This window comes from Acetobacter sp. ESL1128, assembly GCF_058505085.1.
This window is the reverse complement of record NZ_CP196369.1, coordinates 1,746,063-1,770,011: the sequence shown is the minus strand read 5'-3', so window position 1 is coordinate 1,770,011 and position 23,949 is coordinate 1,746,063. Positions and strand designations below refer to the sequence as shown.

Annotated in this window: 18 protein-coding genes; 8 read left to right on the top strand and 10 right to left on the bottom strand. The window is 59.8% G+C overall.

The annotated features are described in order from the left end of the window. Nucleotides 1-10: 10 nt before the first annotated feature. The 7 genes from ACSYTG_RS08185 to carA form a co-directional block, all read right to left on the bottom strand. Nucleotides 11-1,459: a S41 family peptidase gene (locus ACSYTG_RS08185; RefSeq protein ID WP_086647161.1), complete on the bottom strand. Its 1,449-nt coding sequence runs from the start codon at nucleotides 1,457-1,459 to the stop codon at nucleotides 11-13. A 182-nt stretch (nucleotides 1,460-1,641) separates the two neighbouring features. Further along, nucleotides 1,642-3,087 (bottom strand): murein hydrolase activator EnvC family protein, encoded by a 1,446-nt coding sequence (locus tag ACSYTG_RS08180; protein ID WP_489782893.1) that lies wholly within the window; start codon nucleotides 3,085-3,087, stop codon nucleotides 1,642-1,644. Then, on the bottom strand, nucleotides 3,088-4,626 hold the full coding sequence (gene gpmI, locus ACSYTG_RS08175) for a 2,3-bisphosphoglycerate-independent phosphoglycerate mutase (protein WP_489782892.1): 1,539 nt from the start codon (nucleotides 4,624-4,626) through the stop codon (nucleotides 3,088-3,090). It abuts the gene before it with no gap. Between the two features lie 171 nt (nucleotides 4,627-4,797). Next, complete coding sequence (locus ACSYTG_RS08170) at nucleotides 4,798-5,994, bottom strand: threonine ammonia-lyase (RefSeq protein ID WP_086647164.1); 1,197 nt, start codon at nucleotides 5,992-5,994, stop codon at nucleotides 4,798-4,800. A 1-nt stretch (nucleotide 5,995) separates the two neighbouring features. Continuing rightward, nucleotides 5,996-6,469: a transcription elongation factor GreA gene (gene greA / locus ACSYTG_RS08165; RefSeq protein ID WP_025827198.1), complete on the bottom strand. Its 474-nt coding sequence runs from the start codon at nucleotides 6,467-6,469 to the stop codon at nucleotides 5,996-5,998. A 143-nt stretch (nucleotides 6,470-6,612) separates the two neighbouring features. Continuing rightward, nucleotides 6,613-9,867: a carbamoyl-phosphate synthase large subunit gene (gene carB / locus ACSYTG_RS08160; protein WP_253527317.1), complete on the bottom strand. Its 3,255-nt coding sequence runs from the start codon at nucleotides 9,865-9,867 to the stop codon at nucleotides 6,613-6,615. Between the two features lie 16 nt (nucleotides 9,868-9,883). Continuing rightward, nucleotides 9,884-11,290, bottom strand: a complete 1,407-nt coding sequence (gene carA / locus ACSYTG_RS08155) for a glutamine-hydrolyzing carbamoyl-phosphate synthase small subunit (RefSeq protein WP_489782891.1) — start codon at nucleotides 11,288-11,290, stop codon at nucleotides 9,884-9,886. A gap of 181 nt (nucleotides 11,291-11,471) precedes the next feature. Here carA and ACSYTG_RS08150 point away from each other — a divergent pair, with 181 nt between their 5' ends. The 8 genes from ACSYTG_RS08150 to ACSYTG_RS08115 all read left to right on the top strand — a co-directional run bounded on the left by ACSYTG_RS08150 (nucleotide 11,472) and on the right by ACSYTG_RS08115 (nucleotide 19,341). After that, nucleotides 11,472-11,927: a GatB/YqeY domain-containing protein gene (locus ACSYTG_RS08150; protein WP_086647167.1), complete on the top strand. Its 456-nt coding sequence runs from the start codon at nucleotides 11,472-11,474 to the stop codon at nucleotides 11,925-11,927. Between the two features lie 24 nt (nucleotides 11,928-11,951). Further along, the gene (gene dnaG / locus ACSYTG_RS08145; RefSeq protein WP_489782890.1) at nucleotides 11,952-13,787 is read left to right on the top strand and encodes a DNA primase; all 1,836 of its coding nucleotides are present in this window, start codon (nucleotides 11,952-11,954) and stop codon (nucleotides 13,785-13,787) included. A 155-nt stretch (nucleotides 13,788-13,942) separates the two neighbouring features. Further along, complete coding sequence (gene rpoD / locus ACSYTG_RS08140; RefSeq protein ID WP_095348957.1) at nucleotides 13,943-15,928, top strand: RNA polymerase sigma factor RpoD; 1,986 nt, start codon at nucleotides 13,943-13,945, stop codon at nucleotides 15,926-15,928. Further along, a complete protein-coding gene (locus tag ACSYTG_RS08135; protein ID WP_489782889.1) occupies nucleotides 15,918-16,496 on the top strand; it encodes a GNAT family N-acetyltransferase in 579 nt (192 codons plus the stop codon). Before rpoD ends, ACSYTG_RS08135 begins: the two co-directional genes overlap by 11 nt. 157 nt (nucleotides 16,497-16,653) lie before the next feature. Further along, complete coding sequence (gene rpsF / locus ACSYTG_RS08130; RefSeq protein WP_086647171.1) at nucleotides 16,654-17,109, top strand: 30S ribosomal protein S6; 456 nt, start codon at nucleotides 16,654-16,656, stop codon at nucleotides 17,107-17,109. A 5-nt stretch (nucleotides 17,110-17,114) separates the two neighbouring features. Next, nucleotides 17,115-17,390: a 30S ribosomal protein S18 gene (rpsR, locus tag ACSYTG_RS08125; protein ID WP_025827191.1), complete on the top strand. Its 276-nt coding sequence runs from the start codon at nucleotides 17,115-17,117 to the stop codon at nucleotides 17,388-17,390. An 11-nt stretch (nucleotides 17,391-17,401) separates the two neighbouring features. Next, a complete protein-coding gene (gene rplI, locus ACSYTG_RS08120) occupies nucleotides 17,402-17,992 on the top strand; it encodes a 50S ribosomal protein L9 (protein WP_086647172.1) in 591 nt (196 codons plus the stop codon). Nucleotides 17,993-18,114: 122 nt separating this feature from the next. Then, entirely contained in the window at nucleotides 18,115-19,341 is a 1,227-nt protein-coding gene (locus tag ACSYTG_RS08115) for a class I SAM-dependent methyltransferase (protein WP_489782888.1), read from the top strand. Here ACSYTG_RS08115 and rsmA read toward each other — a convergent pair. From rsmA to ACSYTG_RS08100, 3 genes are all read right to left on the bottom strand, one after another. After that, a complete protein-coding gene (gene rsmA / locus ACSYTG_RS08110) occupies nucleotides 19,338-20,162 on the bottom strand; it encodes a 16S rRNA (adenine(1518)-N(6)/adenine(1519)-N(6))-dimethyltransferase RsmA (protein WP_278741856.1) in 825 nt (274 codons plus the stop codon). The two genes, ACSYTG_RS08115 and rsmA, sit on opposite strands and share 4 nt — an antisense overlap. Before the next feature lie 2 nt (nucleotides 20,163-20,164). Beyond that, nucleotides 20,165-21,535 (bottom strand): peptidylprolyl isomerase, encoded by a 1,371-nt coding sequence (locus ACSYTG_RS08105; RefSeq protein ID WP_086647175.1) that lies wholly within the window; start codon nucleotides 21,533-21,535, stop codon nucleotides 20,165-20,167. An 81-nt stretch (nucleotides 21,536-21,616) separates the two neighbouring features. After that, nucleotides 21,617-23,944, bottom strand: a complete 2,328-nt coding sequence (locus tag ACSYTG_RS08100; RefSeq protein WP_086647212.1) for an LPS-assembly protein LptD — start codon at nucleotides 23,942-23,944, stop codon at nucleotides 21,617-21,619. Nucleotides 23,945-23,949: the final 5 nt, after the last annotated feature.

Genomic DNA, 23,949 nt, shown 5'->3' with positions numbered 1-23,949 from the left:
CTGCTACGCGTTAGTTATGGGCTGAACAGTCGGTTTTGGCCGCTGGCTTGACCGGGGGCAGGGATGCCGTGGGGTCGGGGGCTGGCAGGCCAGCCATGGAGCGTACAACACGCAGGCCTTCCTGTAGCTGGAAGTCTGTGTTGGGCTTGTTGTATTCAAACTCCGGCCAGTTGGCGGGTGGCTGGTCGGGAATGATCTTGGCAATGGCGGGCAGGTCCGTACGGGGCTGCGCCTTGGTCTGGTTGCCGCCCTGATTTTTAAGGATATGCTCAAGGTCCGCTTCGCGCAGGCTGAAGGCGGGGTCTTCTCGCGTTTCCTTGACCACAATATCAGGCGTAATGCCCAGTGCCTGAATGGAACGGCCCGAAGGCGTGTAGTAACGCGCGGTGGTCAGGCGTACGGCCCCGTTGCCGGGAATGGGAATAATGGACTGCACGGAGCCCTTGCCAAAGGTGCGTGTGCCAATAAGCACGGCGCGGTGGTGGTCTTGCAGTGCGCCGGACACAATTTCCGATGCGGAGGCCGAGCCACCGTTGATCAGCACCACCATGGGCAGGCCGTCCGTAATATCCGTACCATGCGCATCCCAGCGCTGGCTGTCCTTGGCGTGGCGCGCACGGGTGGAAACAATCTCGCCCGAGCGGATAAAGCTGGAGGAAACCTCTACCGCCTGATCAAGCAGGCCGCCGGGGTCGTTCCGCAGGTCCAGCACCAGACCGCCAAGCTTGCCACCGGCCTGCTGCTTGAGGGTGTTGTAGCCCTTGAGCAGTTCTTTTTCCGTGGTTTCATTAAACTGGGCGATGCGCAGGTAGCCAATCCGGTCGTACAGAGCGGATTTAACCACGTCGATATGAATGATCTCGCGCGTCAGGGTAACCGTAATGGGCTTGGGGGTTTTTTCACGCACAAGGGTCAGGGTGATTTTGGTATTGGCCTTGCCGCGCATTTTTTTAACCGCTTCATCCAGCGGTGTGCCGTCTATGGTGTGGCCATCTACGGCAATAATGTAGTCGCCCGGTTTGATCCCGGCGCGAAAGCCCGGTGTGCCATCAATGGGGGATACAACGCGGATGTGGCCGTCCTGCTGCTGGAGTTCCAGCCCAAGGCCACCAAACTCGCCCTTCATCTGCACCATCATGTCATCATACTGCTTCTGGGTCATGTATGAGCTATGGGGGTCCAGGCCGCTGAGCATGCCGTTCAGGGCGTTGGTGATCAGGTCCCGGTCGGAAACAGGCTCAACATAATCCGCCCGCACAAGGTCCAGCACCGTGCCAAACAGGGTCAGCAGGCGGTAGGTTTCCGCATGGTTGGTGGTGGGGGAGGCGTCCGGGGTGGTGCTTTCCGCCTGAGCAGGTGTGCTCAGGAACCCAGCGCCATTGTGGTATCCGGGGTGAAAAGTCAGGGCAAGGCCGGTCATGGCTGCGGCGCCGAGCATCAGACCTGTGCGGAACTTCATGCGATCTTGTCTCCTGTCGCAGGGCTTTGCCCGTGCGCTTGTTCTTCCTGTCTTTTCAAATGCGCGCACCAACCATGGTCGGGTGCGTTGCGCGCCGTGCCGGAGCATGGCGGCATATTGCGCAAGACTAGCGTGTTCCGCAACAGAGGGAAACAGCCTGAGCGTGCAACCCGCCTCTCTCTTTACAGAAACGGAGCGGGGTTGACGGTTTTTTGTCCGTTACGCAGCTGAATGAAAAGTGTGGCGGAACTGCCTGCGGCACTCATGTGTCCCACGGGTGCGCCTTTTGTCAAACTCTGGGCCGTGTCCACACTCAGCTCGGAAAGTCCTGCCAGAACAAAGCGGTAATGCCGCCCGCAGTTTAAAATAACCATCTGCCCGTAGCTGCGGAATGCCCCGGCAAAGTCCACGCTGCCAGAACAGGGGGCCCGTACACTTGCGCCCGGTGGGGTGCGGTACGTCATGCCGGTTGTGGGGCCGGAATCGCTGGCGACCCCCCAGCCCGAAACCAGTTTGCCTGCCACAGGTTGTGAGCCCGTGCCTGTGCTGTGTTCAGCCAGACCCGGCCCCTGGTTCTGGCTGAGTGTAGCCTCCTGCTGGCGGGCGGCCCGTACCCGCTCTGCCTGATGTGCCTGCTCGGCGGCTGCAATTTCGCGCTGCAGGGCGGCGCGGGCGGTATCTTCCAGCGCGTCCAGCCGGGCAATCGCATCCTGCAGGCTGGAGGCGCGCTGGGTTGCAGCAAGCAGTTGCTGTGCGGTGTTTTGCGCCAGTTTGCTGGCCTGTTGCTGGGTTATGCGGGCACGGGCAGCCTGCTGGCGTACGGTATCACGCTGCTGGCGCTGGTTCTGCTTTAGCCCCGCAAGGGTTGCGTACTGGGCGGAAAGGTCCGCATCCACAGCACTCAGGCGCGCCTGCTGGGTGCGCATGCCCTGTGCCTGCACCTCCATCTGGCGAGATAACCCCCGCAGGATCAAAAACCCGGTTACGGCCTCCCCCTGTGGTACAGGGGCTGCGAGCAGGGTATCGGACGGGTAAAGGGATAAGCGTTCAGCCAAAGGCAGAATGGGGGCAAGGGCCTGTGCGCTGGTGCGCAGGGCGTTTTGCAGGTTCCGTTGTTCATCCCGGATTGCGTTAATGCGTTCGCTCAGGTCGGAGATCTGCTGTTCCGTATCATGCAACTGGCTGGTTGCGGCCACGGTTGCCGCAGACAGGGCAAGTGCCTGATTTCTGGCCTGCGTGGCCGCTGCCTGTGCGGCTTCGTTTTTAAGGCGTGACGCCTCTATGGCTTCTGCCTGCCGTTTTTTTTCCTGCTCCATGGCCAGATGCTGCGCGCGGGCGGCTTCTACTGCCGCCTGTGCCTGCAAAACGGAATGCCCCACCTTGCCGTGGGCTGGGGGGCGCGCATTGGGCAGCGTATCCGGAGTTGGTGTGCCCTGTTGGCTGGTATGCTTTTTTTTATGCGCGCTGGTGGCGCCGGCCTGCCGGGCGTGGTGTGTGTGCTCTGCTCCCCAGACTGCCTGTAGGGGGCAGAACAGGCCCACCCCCAGCAGCAATGCTGCCCCGACCAGTGTGCCACCTGTTTTGGCAGAGGGGCCTGTGGCGTAAAAAAATGGCCGGGGAGTGCTCATTCAGTGCGCAAGCAGGGACTGGCCTGTCATTTCGGCGGGTTTGGGCAGGTTGAGGGCATCAAGCAGGGTCGGGGCCAGATCAGCCAGTTTGCCGCCATCATGCAGTTTTGTTGCGCTGGCACCAGCAACAATAAAGGGCACAAGGTTAAGCGTATGGGCTGTGTGCGGGCCGCCTGTCTGCGGGTCTTTCATGGTTTCGCAGTTGCCGTGGTCGGCTGTTACCAGCAGGATTCCGTGTTCTTCCTCCAGCGCGCGGGCAATGCGGCCCAGCCCGGTATCCACGGCTTCCACGGCGGTAATGGCTGCGGCCAGCACCCCGGTATGGCCTACCATGTCCGGGTTGGCAAAGTTGAGCACGATCAGGTCGTATTCCCGGCTTTTAATGGCGGCTACGGCCTTGTCGGTCAGTTCCGGTGCCGACATTTCGGGTTGCAGGTCGTAGGTGGCCACTTTGGGGGAAGGCACCAGAATACGGTCCTCGCCTTCAAACAGTTTTTCGCGGCCACCATTCATGAAGTAGGTGACGTGGGGGTATTTTTCCGTCTCCGCCATACGGAGCTGGCGGAGACCTGCCTGCGCGACCACTTCGCCCAGCAGGTTGGTCAGTTCTTCCGGCGGGAACAGGACGGTCATGCGCCCTGCCAGAGCATCGCTATAGTGGGTCATGGCCAGAGCTGCGGCAAAATGCACCGTTTTGCTGCGGGCAAAGCCTGCAAAATCCGGCTCCAGCAACGTATCCATCAACTGGCGGATACGGTCTGCCCGGAAGTTGAAGGACAGAATACCATCCCCATCCTGCATGCCCGCATAGCCTGCCAGCACGGTGGGGAGAATGAATTCGTCCGACACATCCTGCGCATAGGCCGCATCTACAACTTCTTCCGGCGTATTGGCCTGCGGGCCGGTGGCACTGACCAGAGCGTTGTAGGCTTTTTCCACCCGGTCCCAGCGTTTGTCGCGGTCCATGGCGTAATAGCGGCCCGATATGGTGGCAAGCTGCACACTGGCAGGCAAAGCCGCGCGGAGCTGTTGCAGGTAGGTGTGTGCCGAGCGGGGGGCTGTATCGCGGCCATCGGTAAACAGGTGCAGGGCTACGGGTATGCTTGCGTCACTGACAATACGGGCAAGGGCTGCGGCGTGGTCCTGATGGGAATGGACCCCACCGTTGGAAATCAGCCCCATAAGGTGGCAGGTGCCACCGGTTTTTTTGAGCGTGGCAATAAAATCAGTCAAAACCGGGCTGCGTGCCAAGGACCCGTCTTCAATGGCGGTAAAAATACGCGGCAGTTCCTGCATGACCACCCGGCCTGCGCCAATATTGAGGTGCCCGACTTCCGAATTGCCCATCTGCCCCGCAGGCAGGCCCACGTCCTCCCCGCTTGTGCGCAGGAAGCTGTGCGGGTTGGCCTGCCACAACTGGTCAAAGTTGGGTGTTCTGGCCAGTTGCACCGCATTGTCTGACGAGTCTTCGCGCCAGCCAAATCCGTCAAGAATGACCAGCATGGCAGTGCGCTTGGGGGACTGCGGGGTGGATGGCATGGTGTTGGACCTCATTTTTATGTTTTTTTTGGTTCTGCATGAATAATGCCACCAAAACGCGGGGAAGATAAAGAGGTCGCGCAGCAGGGTAGGCGGGTGGATACAAAAACGGGGTGGTGGAACTGCTTCCACCACCCCGTTCAGGGTTTATTCCAAAGTGCAATAAAGCCTTCAGGCCCTGCGTACGATGTAGGTGCGTTCCAGCGCCTTGGTAATAAGGGCTGCGTGTTCGGGGTCACGCGCTTCTATCATCACCTCAAGCTGGGCAGCCTGCACGGAGGGAGCGGCAAAAAGCCTCTGGTGCGAGACTTCTATAATATTGCCGCCCGCTTCCCCGATGGTTTTGGAAATATCAGCCAGCACGCCCGGGCGGTCGGGAATTTCCATAACCAGCCGCAGGATGCGCCCGTCGCGCAGCATGGCGCGCAGGAGGGTGTTGGCCAGAATGCGGCTGTCAATGTTCCCGCCAGAGATGGGAAGAGCCACCTTTTTACCCCGGAACAGGTCGGGGTAGGTCAGCACGGCGGCAAGAGCAGCGGCTCCGGCCCCTTCGCTCACCTGTTTTGCACCTTCGGCCAGCAGGGTAATGGCGTTTTCAATCGCACATTCGGAAACAACCAGAACCTTGTCCACCTGCTTGCGAATGACCACATCCGTCTGCTTGCCAATCTGGAGTACGGCAATGCCTTCGGCAATGGTGGAACCACCATTGGGGTGTGTGGCCGGGCCGGGGAAAGCCGCAAGGGAATCGTACGATTCAACCTGCACGCCAATCAGCTCCATGTTCGGGCGCAGTGCGCGCGCGGCAATGGAGCAGCCCGCCAGCAGGCCGCCGCCCCCAATGGGGGCTACCAGCATGTCCAGCTCGCCCGCATCTTCCAGCAGTTCCAGTGCGCAGGTGCCCTGGCCTGCCATAACGGCGGCATCATCATACGGGTGCACAAAGGTCCGGCCTTCGCGCGCCTGCATGTCCTGTGCAAACATCAGGGCTTCGGCAAAGGTTTCACCTTCCAGTATCACGCGCGCACCCCAGTTGCGGGTGCGTACCACTTTGCCGGTGGGTGTGAACTTGGGCATGACAATAACCGCGTCAATGCCCAGCAGGCTGGCATGGCGGGCCACACCTTGTGCGTGGTTGCCAGCAGATACGGCAATAACACCGCGTGCGCGTTCCTCCGGGGTCAGCAGAGCCAGCTTGTTGGCGGCCCCGCGTTCCTTGAAGGAGCCAACGGCCTGAAGGTTTTCCAGCTTGAGCGTAATATCCGCCCCCGTTGCGCGGGAGAGCGCGTGGGAGGGCAGTGTTGGCGTGCGGATAACCTTGCCACGAATGCGCTCGGCCGCGGCGGTGACATCTTCGAGGGAGATCATGTCAGATAAATTTGACGGACAGGATTTCGTAAGTCCGGTCCCCGCCGGGAGCGGGCACGGAAACGGTGTCACCTTCCTGCTTGCCAATCAGGGATTTGGCGAGCGGGGAGGAAATGGAAATCTTGCTCTGTTTAATGTCCGCCTCGTGCAGGCCCACGATCTGGTAGGTGATTTCCTTGTCCGTATCTTCGTCAACAAGGCACACGGTCGCACCGAACTTGATATGGCTGCCAGACAGGGAGGAAGGTTCGATCACCTCGGCGGTGGAGATCAGTTCTTCCAGTTCCTGAATCCGCCCTTCAATAAAGGACTGGCGCTCGCGCGCGGCATGGTATTCAGCGTTTTCCGAAAGGTCGCCATGGCTGCGGGCTTCCGCAATGGCGCGGATAACAGCTGGGCGTTCTTCTGATCTCAGCTTGCGCAGCTCGTCTTCAAGCTGAAGCAGACCCTTGCCCGTCATTGGAGTTTTCTGCAAGACGTGTCCCCAGAATAAAAGCTGCCGGGCCTGCTGGCCCGGCGCAGTAGTTACACAATAATCGCGTCGGGTGACGCCTCACACTCGTGGGGTTTGGCCCGGCATGGAACGGATGGGGCAGCCCTAAAGGCTACCCCGTGCGCTCAGAACGAACCGCTAAAGTATGACTGAAGTGGCGCAACATCAAGCGGTCCTTCACGCATTGCCGCAATCGCATGGATTGCCGCACGCGCGCCCGCCATGGTGGTGTAGTGCGGAATGCCCAGTACAAGGGCCGAGCGGCGGATGTCAAAGCTGTCTGCCACCGACTGCGCACCCTGTGCGGTGTTGATGACCATCTGCACCTCACCGGAGCGAATGGCATCCACGCAGTGCGGGCGGCCTTCAAGCACCTTGTTGACCACGCTGACCTCGATTCCGGATTCACGCAGCTTGCGTGCCGTGCCCCGTGTGGCCACGATCTTGAAGCCCATGGAAGCCAGCAGGCGGCCAAGTGGCGGCAGCTGGGGCTTGTCGCTTTCCCGCACGGACAGGAACACCGTGCCGCTCATGGGCAGGCGCACGCCAGCCCCAAGCTGGGACTTGGCAAAAGCCCGCTCGAACGAAGTATCCAGCCCCATGACTTCACCCGTGGAGCGCATTTCCGGCCCAAGGATGGTGTCCACTTCCGCAAAGCGGTTGAAGGGGAACACCGCTTCCTTGACGGCCACATGCGGCACCACGGCGCGGTCGTCCAGATTAAAGGTGTTCAGCTTGCTGCCTGCCATAACCCGTGCGCCAATCTTGGCGACCGGCACACCCGTTGCCTTGGCTACAAACGGCACAGTGCGCGATGCGCGAGGATTGACCTCGAGCACAAAGATCTCCTGATCCTTGATGGCGTACTGGACGTTCATCAGCCCCACAATGCCAAGCTCGCGGGCCATGGCTTCGGTCTGGGCCTTGAGCTCGGTCACAATGGCGGGGGAGAGGGTATAGGGCGGCAGGGCGCAGGCACTGTCACCCGAGTGAATACCCGCTTCTTCAATGTGTTCCATAACGCCGGCGACGTACACATCCGTGCCATCGGCAATGCAGTCCACGTCTGCTTCAATCGCTTCGTTCAGGTAGCGGTCGAGCAGGATCGGGCCGGAGGAAATCTCATGCCCGGCAACCCGCAGCACGTCACGCATGTAACGCTGGAGGGAGGCGCGGTCATACACGATTTCCATCGCCCGGCCGCCCAGCACGTAGGATGGGCGGACAACCACGGGGTAGCCTACGCGCTCGGCTACGCTTTCGGCTTCTTCTGGGCTGCGGGCAATGCCGTTTTCGGGCTGGCGCAGGCCAAGCTTGTGCAGCATGGCCTGGAAGCGTTCACGGTCTTCCGCACGGTCAATGGCATCTGCCGGTGTGCCCAGCAGCGGAATGCCAGCGGCTTCCAGTGCACGGGAGAGCTTGAGCGGGGTCTGACCACCATACTGCACAATGCAGCCCTTGACCGTGCCGTTACGCTGTTCGCAACGGATCAGGGCAATTACGTCCTCGGCGGTCAGGGGTTCAAAATACAGGCGGTCGGAGGTGTCGTAATCGGTGGAGACCGTCTCGGGGTTGCAGTTGACCATAATGGTCTCATACCCGGCCTCACGCAGGGCGTAGGCGGCATGCACACAGCAGTAGTCGAACTCAATACCCTGACCGATACGGTTGGGGCCACCGCCGAGAATAATGATCTTTTCGCGGTCCGTCGGGTTGGATTCACAGGTCGGGGGGGCAAAATGCCCTTCGTAGCTGGAATACATGTACGGCGTTGCCGAGGCGAACTCACCCGCGCAGGTATCAATCCGGCGGTAAACGGGGGTAACACCCGCTTTTGTGCGGAGCTGGTCCACTTCTTCAGGCTGCGTGCCCGACAGGCGGGAGAGCTGCACATCGGAAAAGCCAAGGGCTTTCAGGCGGCGCAGGCTCTGCGCATCCTTGGGCAGGCCGTGGTGTTCGACTTCCCGCTCTGCATGGATGATTTTTTCCATCTCACGCAGGAACCACGGTTCAAACTTGCAGGCTTCGTGAATGGCTTCAACCGACAGGCCAGCCCGCAGCGCTTGAGCTGCCATGAGAATACGCTCCGGCCGCGGCTGGGAGAGCGCTGCACGGAAGGCATCTTCCCCACCATCGCCGGGGGCTTCCACGGGGTCCAGCCCATGCAGCCCGGTTTCCATCGAGCGCAGGCCCTTCTGGAGCGCTTCGGGGAAGGAGCGGCCAATGGCCATGGCTTCCCCAACCGACTTCATGGAGGTGGAGAGCAGGGCCGGTGCGCCGGGGAATTTTTCAAACGTAAAGCGCGGGATCTTGACCACAACGTAGTCAATGGTCGGCTCGAAGGAGGCCGGGGTTGTGCGCGTGATGTCGTTTTTCAGTTCATCAAGCGTGTAACCCACAGCCAGCTTGGCTGCGACCTTGGCAATGGGGAACCCCGTAGCCTTGGAAGCAAGGGCCGAGGAGCGCGAGACACGGGGGTTCATCTCGATCACCACCATACGGCCGTCGGCGGGGTTTACGCCAAACTGCACGTTGGAGCCGCCCGTTTCCACCCCAATGGCGCGCAGGCAGGCCAGGGAGGCATCGCGCATACGCTGGTATTCCTTGTCGGTCAGCGTAAGGGCGGGGGCTACGGTAATGGAGTCACCCGTGTGGATGCCCATGGGGTCGATGTTTTCGATCGAGCAGATGATAATGCAGTTGTCCGCGGTGTCGCGCACAACTTCCATTTCGTACTCTTTCCAGCCCAGAACGGACTCTTCAACCAGTACTTCCGTGGTGGGGGATGCATCCAGCCCTGAGAGGATGATCCGCTCGAACTCCTCCCGGTTATAGGCAATGCCACCGCCCGAGCCACCCATGGTAAAGGAGGGGCGGATAATGGTGGGGAAGCCAATCTGCTTGAGCGCTTCGTGCGCTTCGGCCAGCGTATGGGCAATAAAGCTGCGCGGGCTTTCAATGCCAATGGCATCCATGGCCTCGCGGAACTTCTGGCGGTCTTCTGCGCGGTCGATCACGTCGGCCTTGGCGCCGATCAGCTCAACATTGTGCTTTTCCAGGAAGCCCGAGGCATGCAGCGCCATGGCCGTGTTCAGGGCCGTCTGCCCGCCCATGGTGGGCAGGACTGCGTCTGGCTTTTCCTTGAGGATAATGCGCTCGACCACTTCTGGCGTAATGGGCTCCACATAGGTGGCATCCGCAAGGCCGGGGTCGGTCATGATGGTGGCGGGGTTGGAGTTGACCAGAATAACCCGGTACCCTTCTTCCCGCAGGGCCTTGCAGGCCTGTGCGCCGGAATAGTCGAATTCGCACGCCTGACCGATAACAATGGGACCGGCGCCGATGATGAGGATGGAGCGGATGTCTGTCCGTTTGGGCATGATGCGTTCGGTCCTGTTAGTGCTTGACGCCGTTGGTGTCGATCAGGGTGACAAACCGTTCAAACAGATAAAAGCTGTCTGACGGGCCGGGGCTTGCCTCGGGGTGATACTGGACGGAAAAAGCCGCGTATTTGTCGGATGCCAGCCCTTCGTTCGAGCCGTCAAACAGGCTGACATGGGTCACATGCGCATCGTCGGGCAGGGTTTTGGCATCTACGGCAAAGCCGTGGTTCTGGCTGGTAATTTCCACCTTGCCGGTTGCAAGGTCCTGCACGGGCTGGTTGGCGCCCCGGTGGCCGCGTTCCATCTTGTAGGTCTTGGCCCCAAGAGCCTGCGCCAGAAGCTGGTGCCCAAGGCAGATGCCAAACAGCGGTATGCCCGCTTCCAGCACGGTGCGGATGGCAGGAACGGCGTAGGTGGCCGTGGCTGCTGGGTCCCCCGGACCGTTGGACAGGAACACACCTTCGGGCTTGAGGGCGAGGATCTGCTCACCCGTGGTGGTGGCGGGGACTACGGTCACATCACAGCCAGCACTGACAAGGCAGCGCAGAATGTTGCGTTTTGCCCCGTAGTCCACCGCAACAACCTTGCGGCGCTTGCCGGTGGGGGCTGCGGTGTTGTCTGGCCATGACCACACACCTTCGGACCAGTCATAGGGCGCTGCACAGGTGACTTCCTTGGCAAGGTCCATGCCTTCCAGCCCCGGCCATGCGGCAACTTCTGCGGCAATGGCGTCCAGATCGAACTTGCCATCGGCAGGGAAGACAAGGGCTGCGGTCTGTGCACCGCCGTCACGGATTTTCAGGGTCAGGCTGCGGGTGTCCACGCCGGCAATGCCGGAGGTGCCGTGCTGCTTGAGCCACGCATCCAGACTGCTGGTTGCGCGCCAGTTGGCCTGCTCGGTCGGGTCTTCCTTGACCACAAGCCCAAGGGCTGCGGGGCGTACGGCCTCATCATCCAGCGCGTTCGTGCCAACATTGCCGATATGCGGGAAGGTAAAGGTAATGATCTGCCCGGCAAAAGAGGGATCGGTCAGGGTTTCCTGATACCCGGTCATGCTGGTGGAAAAGCAGATTTCCCCAATGGCGGGCTTGGGTGTGAAGGCGCCAAAGCCTTTCCCCCACAATACGCTGCCATCTGCGAGAACAAGAGCGGCGGTCGCGCCATCCGGGCGGGCTTGAGGCATGGATGATCCTGTCTGGCTGCCTCCCGCAAGGGGGGAGGGTCTGTCTGTAACTGCGGGTGTGGGCTGGAGGTCCTGAAGGGAAAGACCCGTGGCCTGCGCAATGGCTGGCCAATGGCGGGAGGGAATGGCCTGCGCCTGCCGCCATTTGCGAATGGCCTCGGTGCCAACGCCGGTCAGCCGCGCTGTGGCATCTGCGCCGCCAATGCGGGCTATAATGGAGTCGATTGACATGGGCATGTGCAAAATGGTTCCTCCCGGAGCGCTCTTCTAGCAGCATGTCAGCGAGGTGGGAAGAAATTTCCCACCCGAAGAAAGCGAACGCGCGGGATGCTGGGAAGTTTTTTCCCGTAAAGCTTTTTCCCGTGCCGGGTGGTATGGTGCGGGGCGATTGTAAACACATATGGAGCGTAGAAGAAGCATGACCCTTCGTGAAAGCCTGATGGCAGACCTGAAAACCGCAATGAAGGCTGGCGAAAGCGCACGCGTTGCAACCATTCGCATGGTTACGGCCAAGCTCAAGGATGTGGAAATCGCTGGCCGTGCAAAGGGGAATGAAGGGCTGAGCGAGGAAGAAGGCATTTCCGCCCTGCGCGGCATGATCAAGTCCCGCACGGAATCCGCTACCCTGTACCGCGAAGCCGGGCGCCCCGAACTGGCAGACAAGGAAGAGGCTGAAATTGCCGTAATCCGTGGCTACCTGCCGCCTGAACTGGATGAAGCAACGCTGAATGCCGCCGTGGCCGAGGCTGTGGCTTCTACCGGTGCCGCGTCCATGAAGGATATGGGCAAGGTCATGGGTGTGTTAAAAGGCAAGTTTGGCGCTGCGCTGGATATGAGCCGCGCAAGTGCCGCCGTAAAGGCCCTGCTGGGCTAAGGCACGGAGTAACATACGCACCCCATGGCCATTGATTCCAACTTTCTGGATGAACTGCGCGCCCGCACGCCCATAACGTCTGTTATCGGGCGGAGGGTCAAACTCGCGCGTTCGGGGCGGAACTGGAAAGGATGCTGCCCCTTCCATGGGGAAAAAACGCCGTCGTTCTATGTGTATGATGACCACTTCCATTGCTTCGGCTGTGGTGTGCATGGGGATGTCATCTCCTTTGTCATGCAGATGGAGGGCAAAAACTTCCCCGAAGCGGTGGAGGAACTGTCCACCGCCGCAGGGATGGAAGTGCCAAGGGACACCCGCGCCACGCGTGAGGAGGTGGCCCATGTCCGCTCGCTGGAAGATGTTCTGGAGGCTGCTCAGGCCGTGTGGTCCGCCGCCCTGTACAAGCCCGAAGGGCGTGCAGGGCTGGACTACCTGCTCGGCCGTGGCCTGACGCGTGAGACCATAACGGCTTTTGGGCTGGGCTGGGCCAGTGCGGGGCGTGGGCATCTGGTGGAGGCACTTGCCCCACAGGGCATAACCCCCGAGCAGATGGCGCAGGCCGGGCTGATGCGAGTGGATGAGGGTGGCAGGCCAAAGGGCGAGCTGTTCTGGGGGCGTGTGACATTCCCCATCCGCGACCGCAAGGGGCGGCTTGTCTCCTTCGGGGGGCGTATTCTGGGGGATGGGCAGCCCAAATACCTGAACGGGCCGGAAACACCGCTTTTTTCCAAGCGCAGGCTGCTGTTCGGGCTGGACCGCGCCCGTGCGGCCGTGCGGGCGCCAAGGCCCAAAGGTGTGGTGGCCCCGGACCTGATTGTAGTGGAAGGGTATATGGATGTCATAGCCCTGCATCAGGCGGGCTTTACAGGGGCTGTGGCCCCCTTGGGCACCGCCCTGACACCTGAGCAGATGGAAGTGCTGTGGCAGGTCGATCGGGCACCCATATTGTGTTTTGATGGTGATGGCGCAGGCAGGCGGGCTGCCGTAAAGGCGGCGGAAACCGGCTTGCCCCTGCTTGCCCCCGAGCACACGCTGCGCATCTGCCTGCTGCCTGATGGGGAGGACCCCGATAGTCTGGTCCGCCAGCGGGGCGCCGCCTTTGTGGCGGAGTTTTTTGCCGGGGCTTCCCCCTTGTCCAGCGTGCTGTTTGACCTGCTGGCCGCCGGGGTTACCAATCCGGGGCCGGAGGAACGTGCCGCCCTGCGGCGCAGGCTGACCGATGTTGCCGCCCTTATTCCGGACAAGGCTCTGGCATCAGAATACCGCGCGACATTGCTGGACCGGTTTTTTGCCACTTTCCGCCAGCAGGGGCGGGGGAAGGCAAAGTCCGGGGGAGGGAAGTCTGCTTTTGCCAGCCCCGGTGCCGTGCAGGATTCGCACACGGTCAATCTGGACCAGACGCAGGAGCTGCAACGCCTGATGCTGCTCCTGCTGGTGGAGCACCCCCAACTGGTGGCAGAAATGGAAGAAGCCCTGTGCCGCCTTGACTTACCAGTGGATTTTGCGCCATTGCGTGGTGTGCTGCTGGATCTGTCGGCCGATGGTTGTCTGCCCCAAACGGAGGATGACCTGCGGGCATGGCTGAAGGCACACGGGCAGGAGGCAACTCTGGCGCCGCTCATGCGTGTTGATGGCGCAGGCCTGAGCCATGGCGACGTAGAGATTGTTGCTGCTAGAACACGATGGTGGCATTTTTACGGCTTGTTGTACCGTGACCATTTCATACGCGAGGTTATGGACGACGCGGCCCGTTTTTGTTTGGAAAAAACGGGAGATACCAGCCAATGGCAGAGATTACAGGCGCGGCTGGAGGCCATGGAGCGCCTGCGTCGTGGTGGACTGGATGAGGCAGATATCTGAGTGGCGGCTGAATGTTCCTGAGGGTGTTCCTCTTGACTTCGCGCTCAGTATATCCCACGTCCTGCCCGCCCCGAATAACGTGAACAGTGTAGTGTGGTAAACTGGTCGTTCTGTATCCTGTCCGGGATACAGATGGGGGGAGGAGCAGGTCTGGCATGGCGACAAAAACGGCATCAACGAACGCAGCGCAGGAACAGGATGGTGATTCCAGCCTGTTGGATACTCAGTCATCCGCGGTCAAAAAGCTGATCGCAAAAGGGCGCGAGCGGGGATGCATCACGTTTGATGAGCTGAATGCCGTTCTGCCGCAGGATAAAATGTCCTCCGAACAGATCGAGGACATTATGGCCGTCCTGTCCGAAATGGGCATTCAGGTGGTCGAAAGCGAAGAGAGCGAAGAAGGCGAAGCCCAGAAGCCTGCCGAAGACGATGAAGAATCGGATGAGGAAGAGCCCGAAGCCGAGGCCGATGCAGAAGGCCCGGCGGCCGGGAATGTGAACGAAAGCGCAGGCCGCACGGATGACCCCGTCCGGATGTACCTGCGTGAAATGGGCACGGTTGAACTGCTCTCCCGCGAAGGCGAAATCGCCATCGCAAAGCGGATCGAAGCAGGCCGTGATGAAATGATCGGCGGCCTGTGCGAAAGCCCGCTGACCTTCCGCGCCATTATCTCTTGGCACGAGAAAATTCTGAACAATGAAATGCTGCTGCGTGACATTGTGGATCTTGAAGCCATGCAGAGCGGCGGGCCGATGGAGGAAGGGGCTGAGGGTGCCGAAGGCGGAGCCTTTGCCGAATCCGAGTCCGAAACCGAAGAGGCTGAAGAGTCCGACAGCGAATCCGAAGGCGATATTGAAGGTGAAGGCAGCGGCCTGTCACTTTCCGCGCTGGAAGAAAAACTCAAGCCAGAGATTCTGGCCCATTTTGCTGAAATCGAACCCCTGTACGAGGCCCTGCGCAAATTGCAGGTGCACCGGATTGAAGCCCTGACATCCGGTGAGGATGTGGATGGCGCGTTCGAGGACAACTACATCGCATTGCGCGACCAGCTTGTGAGCAAGGTTGAGCAGGTTCACCTGCACAACAACCGGATTGAAGATCTGGTGGCCCAGCTCAAGCAGATGTTCCAGCGCCTGAACGTGCTGGAAGGGCGCATGCTGCGTCTGGCTGAAAGCTGCCGTGTCTCCCGCGATGATTTCTTGCTGAAATACCGTGGCCGCGAGCTGGATCCGGGCTGGATGGATATGGCTTCCGCCCTGCCGGGCCGCTCATGGAAAAACTTTGTGGCCAAGCACGCGGCAACGGTTATTGACCTGCGGAACAACGTTGCTGGTCTGGCGCAGGAAACCGGTCTGCCAATTGGTGAGTTCCGGCGCGTGTATGCAACGGTCGCCCGTGGTGAGCGTGATTCCGCCCGTGCCAAAAAGGAAATGATCGAAGCCAACCTGCGGCTGGTTATTTCCATTGCCAAAAAATACACCAACCGTGGTCTTCAGTTCCTTGACCTGATTCAGGAAGGCAATATCGGCCTGATGAAGGCGGTGGACAAATTTGAATACCGCCGTGGCTACAAGTTCTCCACCTACGCTACGTGGTGGATCAGGCAGGCGATTACCCGCTCTATTGCGGATCAGGCACGGACAATCCGTATTCCTGTGCACATGATCGAGACCATCAACAAGCTGGTGCGCACCTCGCGCCAGATGCTGCATGAAATCGGGCGCGAACCAGCCCCCGAAGAACTAGCCGAAAAGCTGGGCATGCCGCTGGAAAAAGTGCGCAAGGTGCTCAAGATCGCCAAGGAGCCAATCTCCCTCGAAACCCCGATCGGGGATGAGGAAGACAGCCATCTTGGGGACTTCATCGAAGATAAGTCGGCTGTTATTCCGCTTGATGCGGCTATCCAGACCAACCTGCGCGAGGCAACAACCCGCGTTCTGGCCTCCCTCACCCCGCGTGAGGAACGCGTGCTGCGCATGCGCTTTGGTATTGGCATGAACACCGACCATACGCTTGAAGAGGTCGGTCAGCAGTTCAACGTTACACGTGAGCGTATTCGCCAGATTGAAGCCAAGGCGCTGCGCAAGCTCAAACACCCCAGCCGGAGCCGCAAGCTGCGTTCCTTCCTGGATGATAACTGATCTAGGCTTGTTGGAACCGGTCACACGCATGCAGGTGCAGGTCACCTTCATGCGTATGGACCGGCCCCCGGCAACGCCTGCTCTGGCCTTGCCGCCGGGCTGGGTGCTTGATGATGATGTACACCTGTCTGTCAGCCAGTACCGGACCCTGCATTTTGGTGTCGGGCGCAACTGCTGCTGGTGGATGCGGCAGGTTCTGTCAGACAAGGCCTTGGCCCATCTGCTGGCGACAGCTCCCATAAAAGTAGGCCTGCTGCGTGAGCATGAGCATATTCGCGGCTTTTATGAGCTTAATCTGGGTGACCCGCAAAACATCAATCTGGCCTATTTCGGGCTGCTGCCCGACGCCATAGGGCTTGGTGTTGGCCGGGCTTTTCTGGATGGAGTGCTGCGCCGTGCATGGGCTTATGGCCCGCAGAGCGTGCGGGTCAATACCTGCACGGCAGACCACCCCCGCGCCCTGCCGCTTTACCGGCAGATGGGGTTTGAGGTGATCCGCCGTGTGGATGAGGAATGGGACGTGCCAGACCGCCTTGGGCTGGATATTCCTGCTCATCTGCGCTGCTAAATATCTTGCATTTTCGGGCTGGGTGTGGTTGACACTCCCTTTCCCTGCCGGGCTCAGGCATTGGTCCGGCTATACCCTCGCTTTCTGGCCAGTTCAGAGGCTCCGCTGCCGAAAGGGTTCGGCGTGGATGGGTTGATTGTATCCGAAGGGAGCAAACATGCCACTTTACGAAAGCGTGCTTATTGCACGTAATGACATTTCTCAGCAGCAGGTAGACGCTATTCTGGACGGCATTGCCGCTCAGATCGAAGCAGACGGCGGTGCCGTTCGCAAGCGTGAATACTGGGGCCTGCGCAGCCTTGCATACCGCATCAAAAAGAACCGTAAGGGCCATTACGCTCTTCTGGGTCTGGAAGTGCGCTCCGAGCTGCTCAAGGAAATTGAACGCCAGCTGTCCCTCAATGAAGACATCCTGCGTCTGCTGACGCTGCGGGTGGAAGAAATTGACGAAGCACCGTCCCCCGTTCTGTCCCGCAAGGGTGAAGATCGTGGCGAACGCGGCAGCTTCCGTGGCGGCGCCAAGCCGGCCGGTGGTCGTTTTGAAAGCGGCCGTGGTGGCCGTCGCGGTGGCGACGACCGGGTTGCTGACCAGCCTGAAAACGCAGCGGAGTAATTCAGATGTCTGAAACAACAGAAATCAACCCCGCCGCCCGTCGTCCGGCTGTTGGCGCTCGCCGTCCGTTCTACCGTCGTCGCAAGTCCTGCCCGTTCTCCGGCCCCAACGCGCCGAAGATCGACTACAAGGACGTGCGTCTGCTCAGCCGCTTCCTTTCCGAACGTGGAAAGATCGTGCCGAGCCGTATTACGGCGGTTTCCGCAAAAAAGCAGCGTGAGCTGGCACAGGCTATCAAGCGTGCCCGCTTCCTGGCTCTGCTTCCTTACGTTGTGAGCTGAGGGGAACAACCATGGCTGCTACAGAAGTAATCCTGCTCCAGCGCGTAGCGCATCTGGGTCAGATGGGTGATGCGGTAAAGGTTCGTCCGGGTTATGCCCGTAACTACCTGCTGCCGCAGGGCATGGCTATTCGTGCGAACGAAGCCAACCGCGCCCGTTTTGACCGTGAACGTGCACAGCTTGAAGCACAGAACATCAAAAACCGCGAAGAAGCAGAACGTCTGTCCGAACGGATGGAAGGTCTGGCGGTTGTTCTGATCCGTCAGGCTGGTGACAGCGGCAGCCTGTATGGCTCCGTGAGCACCCGCGACGTGGCACAGTCCGTAACGGAAGCTGGTTTTACCATCTCCCGTCAGCAGGTCTCCCTTGCTCACCCCATCAAGTCCCTCGGGCTTTATGAGGTCAAGGTTGCTCTGCACCCGGAAGTTGTCGTGTCTGTTATCGTTAACGTTGCCCGTTCGCAGGAAGAAGCTGAACGTCAGGCACGTGGCGAAGCGACCTCCGTGGAAGAAGAAGCCACTCTGGCCGGTGACGAAGCCTTTGTTGAAGGTGAAATCGTTGCTGACGCTGAAGAAGTTGAAGCTCAGGACGCAACGGCCTGATTTTTCGCTTTTGCGAGAGTGTGAAAAGAGGATCGGCTTAGGCCGGTCCTTTTTTTTTGTCGGTTTGTCCGTTTCGTTCTATGTATTTGCTTAATTATTTTTAAGCATAGGGAAACGTGGACATGAAGCGCGTTCTGGGGCCGATCTTGCGGCATTTTGTGGAATCTGGCTCCCTGCGCGTGTTATGGCCAGACGCGACCACCACTGTTTACCAGGGTGCAAAACCCGGCCCGCAGGTTGGCGTGCATTTAAAGAATGCCGCTGCCGTTAAATCCCTTGTGCTCAACCCCGGTCTGGCCTTTGGTGAAGCCTATATGGATGGCTTTCTGGAGCCGCTGGACTGCACCCTGTACGACCTGCTGCACCTGCTTATGTTGAATGCCATGAACCCCTCTGGCCATATTGCAGAGCAGCTTTCCGCAGCATTACGCTATGTGCGGCGCGGCTGGATCCAGTTTAATTCCACCTCGCGTTCCAAGCAGAATGTGGCCCATCATTATGACTTGGGGAACAGCCTGTATGCGCTGTTTCTGGATAAGGACTGGCAGTATTCCTGCGCCTACTTCCCCACCGGGGAAGAAACGCTGGATGAAGCACAGGAAGCCAAAAAACACCACATTGCGGCCAAGCTTAAACTCGACCGGCCCGGGCTGGAAGTGCTGGATATAGGCTGTGGCTGGGGTGGCATGGCCCTGACACTGGCCAAGGATTACGGTGCCCGTGTTACGGGGATTACCCTTTCGGAAGAACAGCTGGCTTTTGCACGCCAGCGTGCGCAGGATGCTGGGCTTGCCGGGCAGGTACGTTTTGAGCTGCTGGATTACCGCCACCTCAAGCGCAAGTTTGATCGGATTGTCTCGGTTGGCATGTTCGAGCACGTTGGGGTCGGGCATTACAAGGCGTTTTTTGAAACCATCCGCAATGCCCTTACCCCCGATGGCATAGCGCTGATTCACTCCATAGGCCGGAGTGATGAGCCGGGTACAACCAACCCGTGGATGAACAAATACATCTTCCCCGGTGGCTATTCCCCTGCATTGAGCGAGGTTTTTTCTGCCGTGCAACAGACGGGCCTATGGGTAACGGATTGTGAAATCCTGCGCCTGCACTACGCCAGAACCATTGCCATCTGGCGCGAGCGTTTTGCCGCACGCCGCCCCGAAGCCGTAGCCATGTATGACGAACGCTTTGCCAGAATGTTCGAGTTCTATCTGGCTGCAGCCGAGCTGGCTTTCCGTGTGCAGGGGCACATGAACTTCCAGTTGCAGCTCTCCCCCTCCATAAGCGCTGTGCCTTATACCCGCGACTATATGGTGGATGCAGAGCGGACCAAAACCGGAGCGAACTAACCCAGCGCCAGATGGGCGCGGGCCAACTGGTCGAACTCTGCAATGCTCAGGGTTTCGGCCCGTCGGGTGCCGTCTATATTGGCGGCATCCAGCAGTTTTGCACCGTTCAGGCTTTTGAGCGAGCCACGCAGCATTTTACGCCTTTGGCCAAAAGCCGCAGCAGTAACGCGCTCCATGGCTTTGAACAGGGCAGGGGTAGGCTGCTCGCGGTGGGGCGTAATGCTGGCCACAGCGGACCAGACCGCCGGGGGAGGCGTAAAGGCCCCCGGTGGCAGCTTCATCACCACAGCGCAATCCGCACACCACTGGCTTAGCACAGCAAGGCGGCCGTAATGTTCGCTATCGGGTGCGGCACAGATCCGCTCTGCCACTTCCAACTGGAACATAAGGGTCAGCCGCCCCCATGCCGTACCCTGCCGTAGCCAGCCCACAAGCAGGGGAGTGGCCACATTGTAGGGCAGGTTGGCAATAATCTGCCGGGGGGCAGGGCAGAGGGCTGTCAGGTCCTGTTTCAGGGCATCAGCCTCGACCACGCTCAGGCGGTCGGGGTAGAACTGGGCCAGCTCCTGAATAACCGCCACAGCGCGGCTATCCAGTTCCACTGCGGTAACGCTGGTAGCCCCAGCCGCCAGCAGGGAGCGTGTTAGCCCACCCGGGCCGGGGCCAACCTCCACAACATGTTGCCCGTCCAGCGCGCCTGCAAGGGCTGCAATGTGGTCGGTAATGCCGGGGTCGAGCAAAAAGTGCTGGCCCAGCGCCTTGCGGGCGTCCAGTTCATGCCGGCGAATAACGTCGCGCAGGCTTTCCAGTTCGGGAGGCAGGGTTACGCCCCTTTCAGTTTAACGTGCAGGTCGATCATGGCGCGGCGGTGCAGGTCGCTATCCAGCTGGCGGGCAGCCTGTTCCACACGCTCGTTCATCAGCTGGTCCGCAATTTCGCTCGGGGAGCGGTTGGAAAAGTTCTTTTCCGTTTTGGAGCAGACCATCAGCAGATCAATCCCCTCGCGCGAGACCATGGGGCGCGAAACCTGACCAATGGGAAGTTCCGCCAGCACAGACTGCATTTGCGGGTTCAGGCGTTCCAGCGGCAGCTCACCGGGGTTGCTGGGACGTTTTTCCCCTTCGCCCTTATTGGCAGCTTCCATTTCCGTGCAGCTATGGGTGGTCTGGGCTATGTGCATGGCCTTCTGGAGAGCAGCTTCCTGCTGGGGGGTCACATGCTGTGGGTCAAGCGGTGTGTCAAACCCGACAAAAACCTGACGGACATCAACCATATGCCCCATTTCCTTGCCCACAACCCGCTTGCCGTTCAGTGTGACAATCAGGAACCCGCCGGGCACGGTAATGGGGTTGGAAACAGCGCCAATGCCCACAGGCATCCGGCGGACAATATCGACCACGCTGGGGTCCAGCTCATCCTCCTGCACCCAGCCCATGGAGCCACCGTCAAGCGCTGTCTGGCTCTGGGAGAACTGGGCCGCAACAATGGGGAAGGGCGCGCCTTTGTGCAGTTCGTCAATAACCGTATTGGTAAAGGCGAGTTCTTCCTCCGCATGGCGGGGGTCGTCCACCTTGACAAAAATTTCGCTGATTTCGTATTCCGTCCGGCCTTCTTCACGCTTGAGCGCGGCCTGTCGCTGCGCAATATCACCAGCGGAGACGCGCGAGCGTGGGCCAAGCTCCTGCCGCAGGACCTGAATCCAGCCGATCTGGACGCGCAACTGGTCGATCAGCGTGGTCAGGGAGACACCATCCTTTGCAAGATGGTTGCGCAGGGTGCCTTCGGGCATGCCATTGCGTTTTTCAATATTGCCAATGGCGGCGGCAATCTGTTCAGGCGCAATATTGATGTGGCGGCTCAGGATTTCCTGCGTGCGCAGCTTTTCATCAATCATCTGGCGGATAATCTGCGGGCGCAGGCGGGCCATCAGATCATCGGATACGGGCAGGCCGGTGGAAAGGGCAAACAGCTTGCCGCGGTTGTCCACGTCTCTCTTGGTGAGGGGAATGCTGTTGACGACCGCAACGATCATGTCATCCGGTTCGGGCTGTGCCTCGGCAGCAGGCGCCTGCGCGGATTTGGCGGCGGATGAGTGGTGGTGGGTGGCCGCTGCCGCGTGGGGAGCCGCCGCACAGACCGGAAGAGCCAGCGCGGTAAGAGAACAACAAGCCAGTGTTAAGGAGCGCAGACGCATACGGAACGGTCTTTCAGCTTTCTGCCATATCAGAACGATCTGTTTGTGATACCGGAGATGGCACTATTTTTGAAGCGGTTCTTACTTGAGCCCGAAAGCCCCCAGGGTTTTAAGGCTTACCGTGACCAGATAGGTCGAGTTACGCTGCTGCCCACCAATGGTGGTGTATTGCTTCAGATACATGAAGTCGATAGCGAAGCAGTCATTATCATACCCAAGATCCCCGCCGAGAGAGACGAAGTTCTTGCGTGAGAGGCTGCGCCGCGAAAAGCCAGAAGCGTGCCAGTTCTGCCAGTCCACGGAAACCCCGCCACTGAGTTCGCTGGTCTGTGTCGTGTAAAGCTGGTTGGGGGAATAGGCGCGGTAGTTGGTGGCAAAGTAGTAGTAGGGCGTTACGGGCTCGTAAATATAACCGCCACGAATGCGGAAGTGCGGCACGCCTGCGCTGAAGAGCGCATCGCCAAAGTTGATTTTGGTCTTGTGCGGGTCCAGGCGCATGCGGGCCGTGAAGTCAAAATACTGGCTGGGAATAACGCGTGCGCGTGCCACCACATCCGACGCATGGTGATCCAGCCCGGAGTAGGGGATCATGTCATGTGTAATGTGCTGCTGAAAACTTTCGCCCGCCAGCAGGTCCACAATATGCCCGTCCCATGTCCAGTTGGCATGCACACCCACGTTGCCGCGTAGCCCGCCGTCCAGCCTGTCCGTGCCCTGATACCGGTTGAGGGCAAACAGCGTGCTATCGGTAAACTCGTAGCTCATGCTGTCTTCGTTGGGGATCATGTCGTTGCCGTTGTTGCCAGTATTGGGGGCGTAAATGCCCTGCACAATCGGCTCGATCAGCTGCGTGCCCCGGCCGTGCTCAAAAGTCCGCACAAACGGCCAGTTGGTTTTAAGGGCTATGGTTGGCAGAACCTGCCCGGTTACGGAGGTATGGGACGTATTATAATAGGTTGGCTGCTGGTACAGTTTGCGGGCGCGATAGACCATTGAATCCAGCCGCAGGGTCAGCAGAAACTGCTGGCCCATTTTGGTGTGGAACGGGCGGTTCCAGTTCAGCTGCAACTCGCCACGCTGGTCGGAAACCCCGTTATCGCGCTTTACATTGAAGTCTGTTGTGTTGACGCTCAGACGCCCACCCAGCATGTCGGGCTGGCCGGTAAAGCTGTAGGTGTAGCGGGGCAGCACAAGGGGCAGATCCCTGTTGTGAATGATCCCCTGGTTCAGCCCTTCATAGTACTGCCCGTCCAGCCGGTTGTAGGAGCCGGTGCCAAACCCTTCCAGATAGGCGTTGGAGTTCAGGGTATCTGCCCCATAACCCTGCACACGGTAGTCACGCATGTAGTTGGCGGAGCTGGTGTAGTTGATGTTCGCACCCGCGCGCCAGTATTTGTTGATGGAGAAGTTGCCGCTGATGAACACATGGCCCTGCAAGCCATGGTTGCCGCCGCTTTTTTCCTGATGGCCGAAGTTGTTGGTGTACATCTCGGCTCTGTGCGTATCGTAGGCTACGCCTGCACGCACGCTCAACTGGCCAAAGTTCAGGCGGTTGCGGTAAAGCCCGCTTAGCTGCGGCCCCGTTTTGGTGGCAAACAGCCCCTGTATGTTCATGTCCGACTGCTGGTTGATTACCCAGTAGTAGGGAATTGTAACATAGGTGCCCAAGTAACGGTCATGCGGTGTAAGCCCGGGCATAAGAAAACCGCTGCGCCGCTTGGCCGAGGGGTCGGTCATGGAAAAATAGGGCAGGTAGACGACTGGCACGCCCAGAATATCCAGATAGGCATCACGGAAGTCTATTTTCTGGTGTTCAAGGTCCTGCGTCGCGTTAAAGGCGCGGAACTGCCAGAAGGGCGGGCGGGTCTTGTCTTTTTCACAGATTTCGCAGGCCGTGTATACGGCGCGGCTCATATCGTTGATCTTGCCGCCTGTGCGCCGCATGCCGTTAGCGGCCAGTTTGGCGTTATCTGGCATGGTGGAGTTCACATGCAGCATGATCCCGTCCTTCATGCCGCCAGTCAGTTCGGCATAATGGGCGTATATGACCGAGCCATTGGGCTGGATGGTGGCCACATTCCCGCGCGCGGCCATAAGGCCTGAATCCCGGTCGTACACGATCTTGTCCGCACGCAGGACGCGGTCGCCCTGCCATACCTGCACGTTGCCGGTCCAGGTTACGGTGTGTTCCACATCGTTGTAATCGACCTTGTCCGCCTGAAAGGTGGCCGGGTCGTTGGGGGATGTCCGCTGCTGGGAGTTGACGTGCATGGACCGGGGCTTGAACTGCGCAAAAGCCGCTTTGGGCTGGCTGATCACCAGACACGCGGCAACGCTGCCCAGCGCCGTTGCAGCACTCAGGGTGGAGCGGCGGCGCAGCAGAGCGCAGCAAAAGGGCCGGAGCGCCACGATCA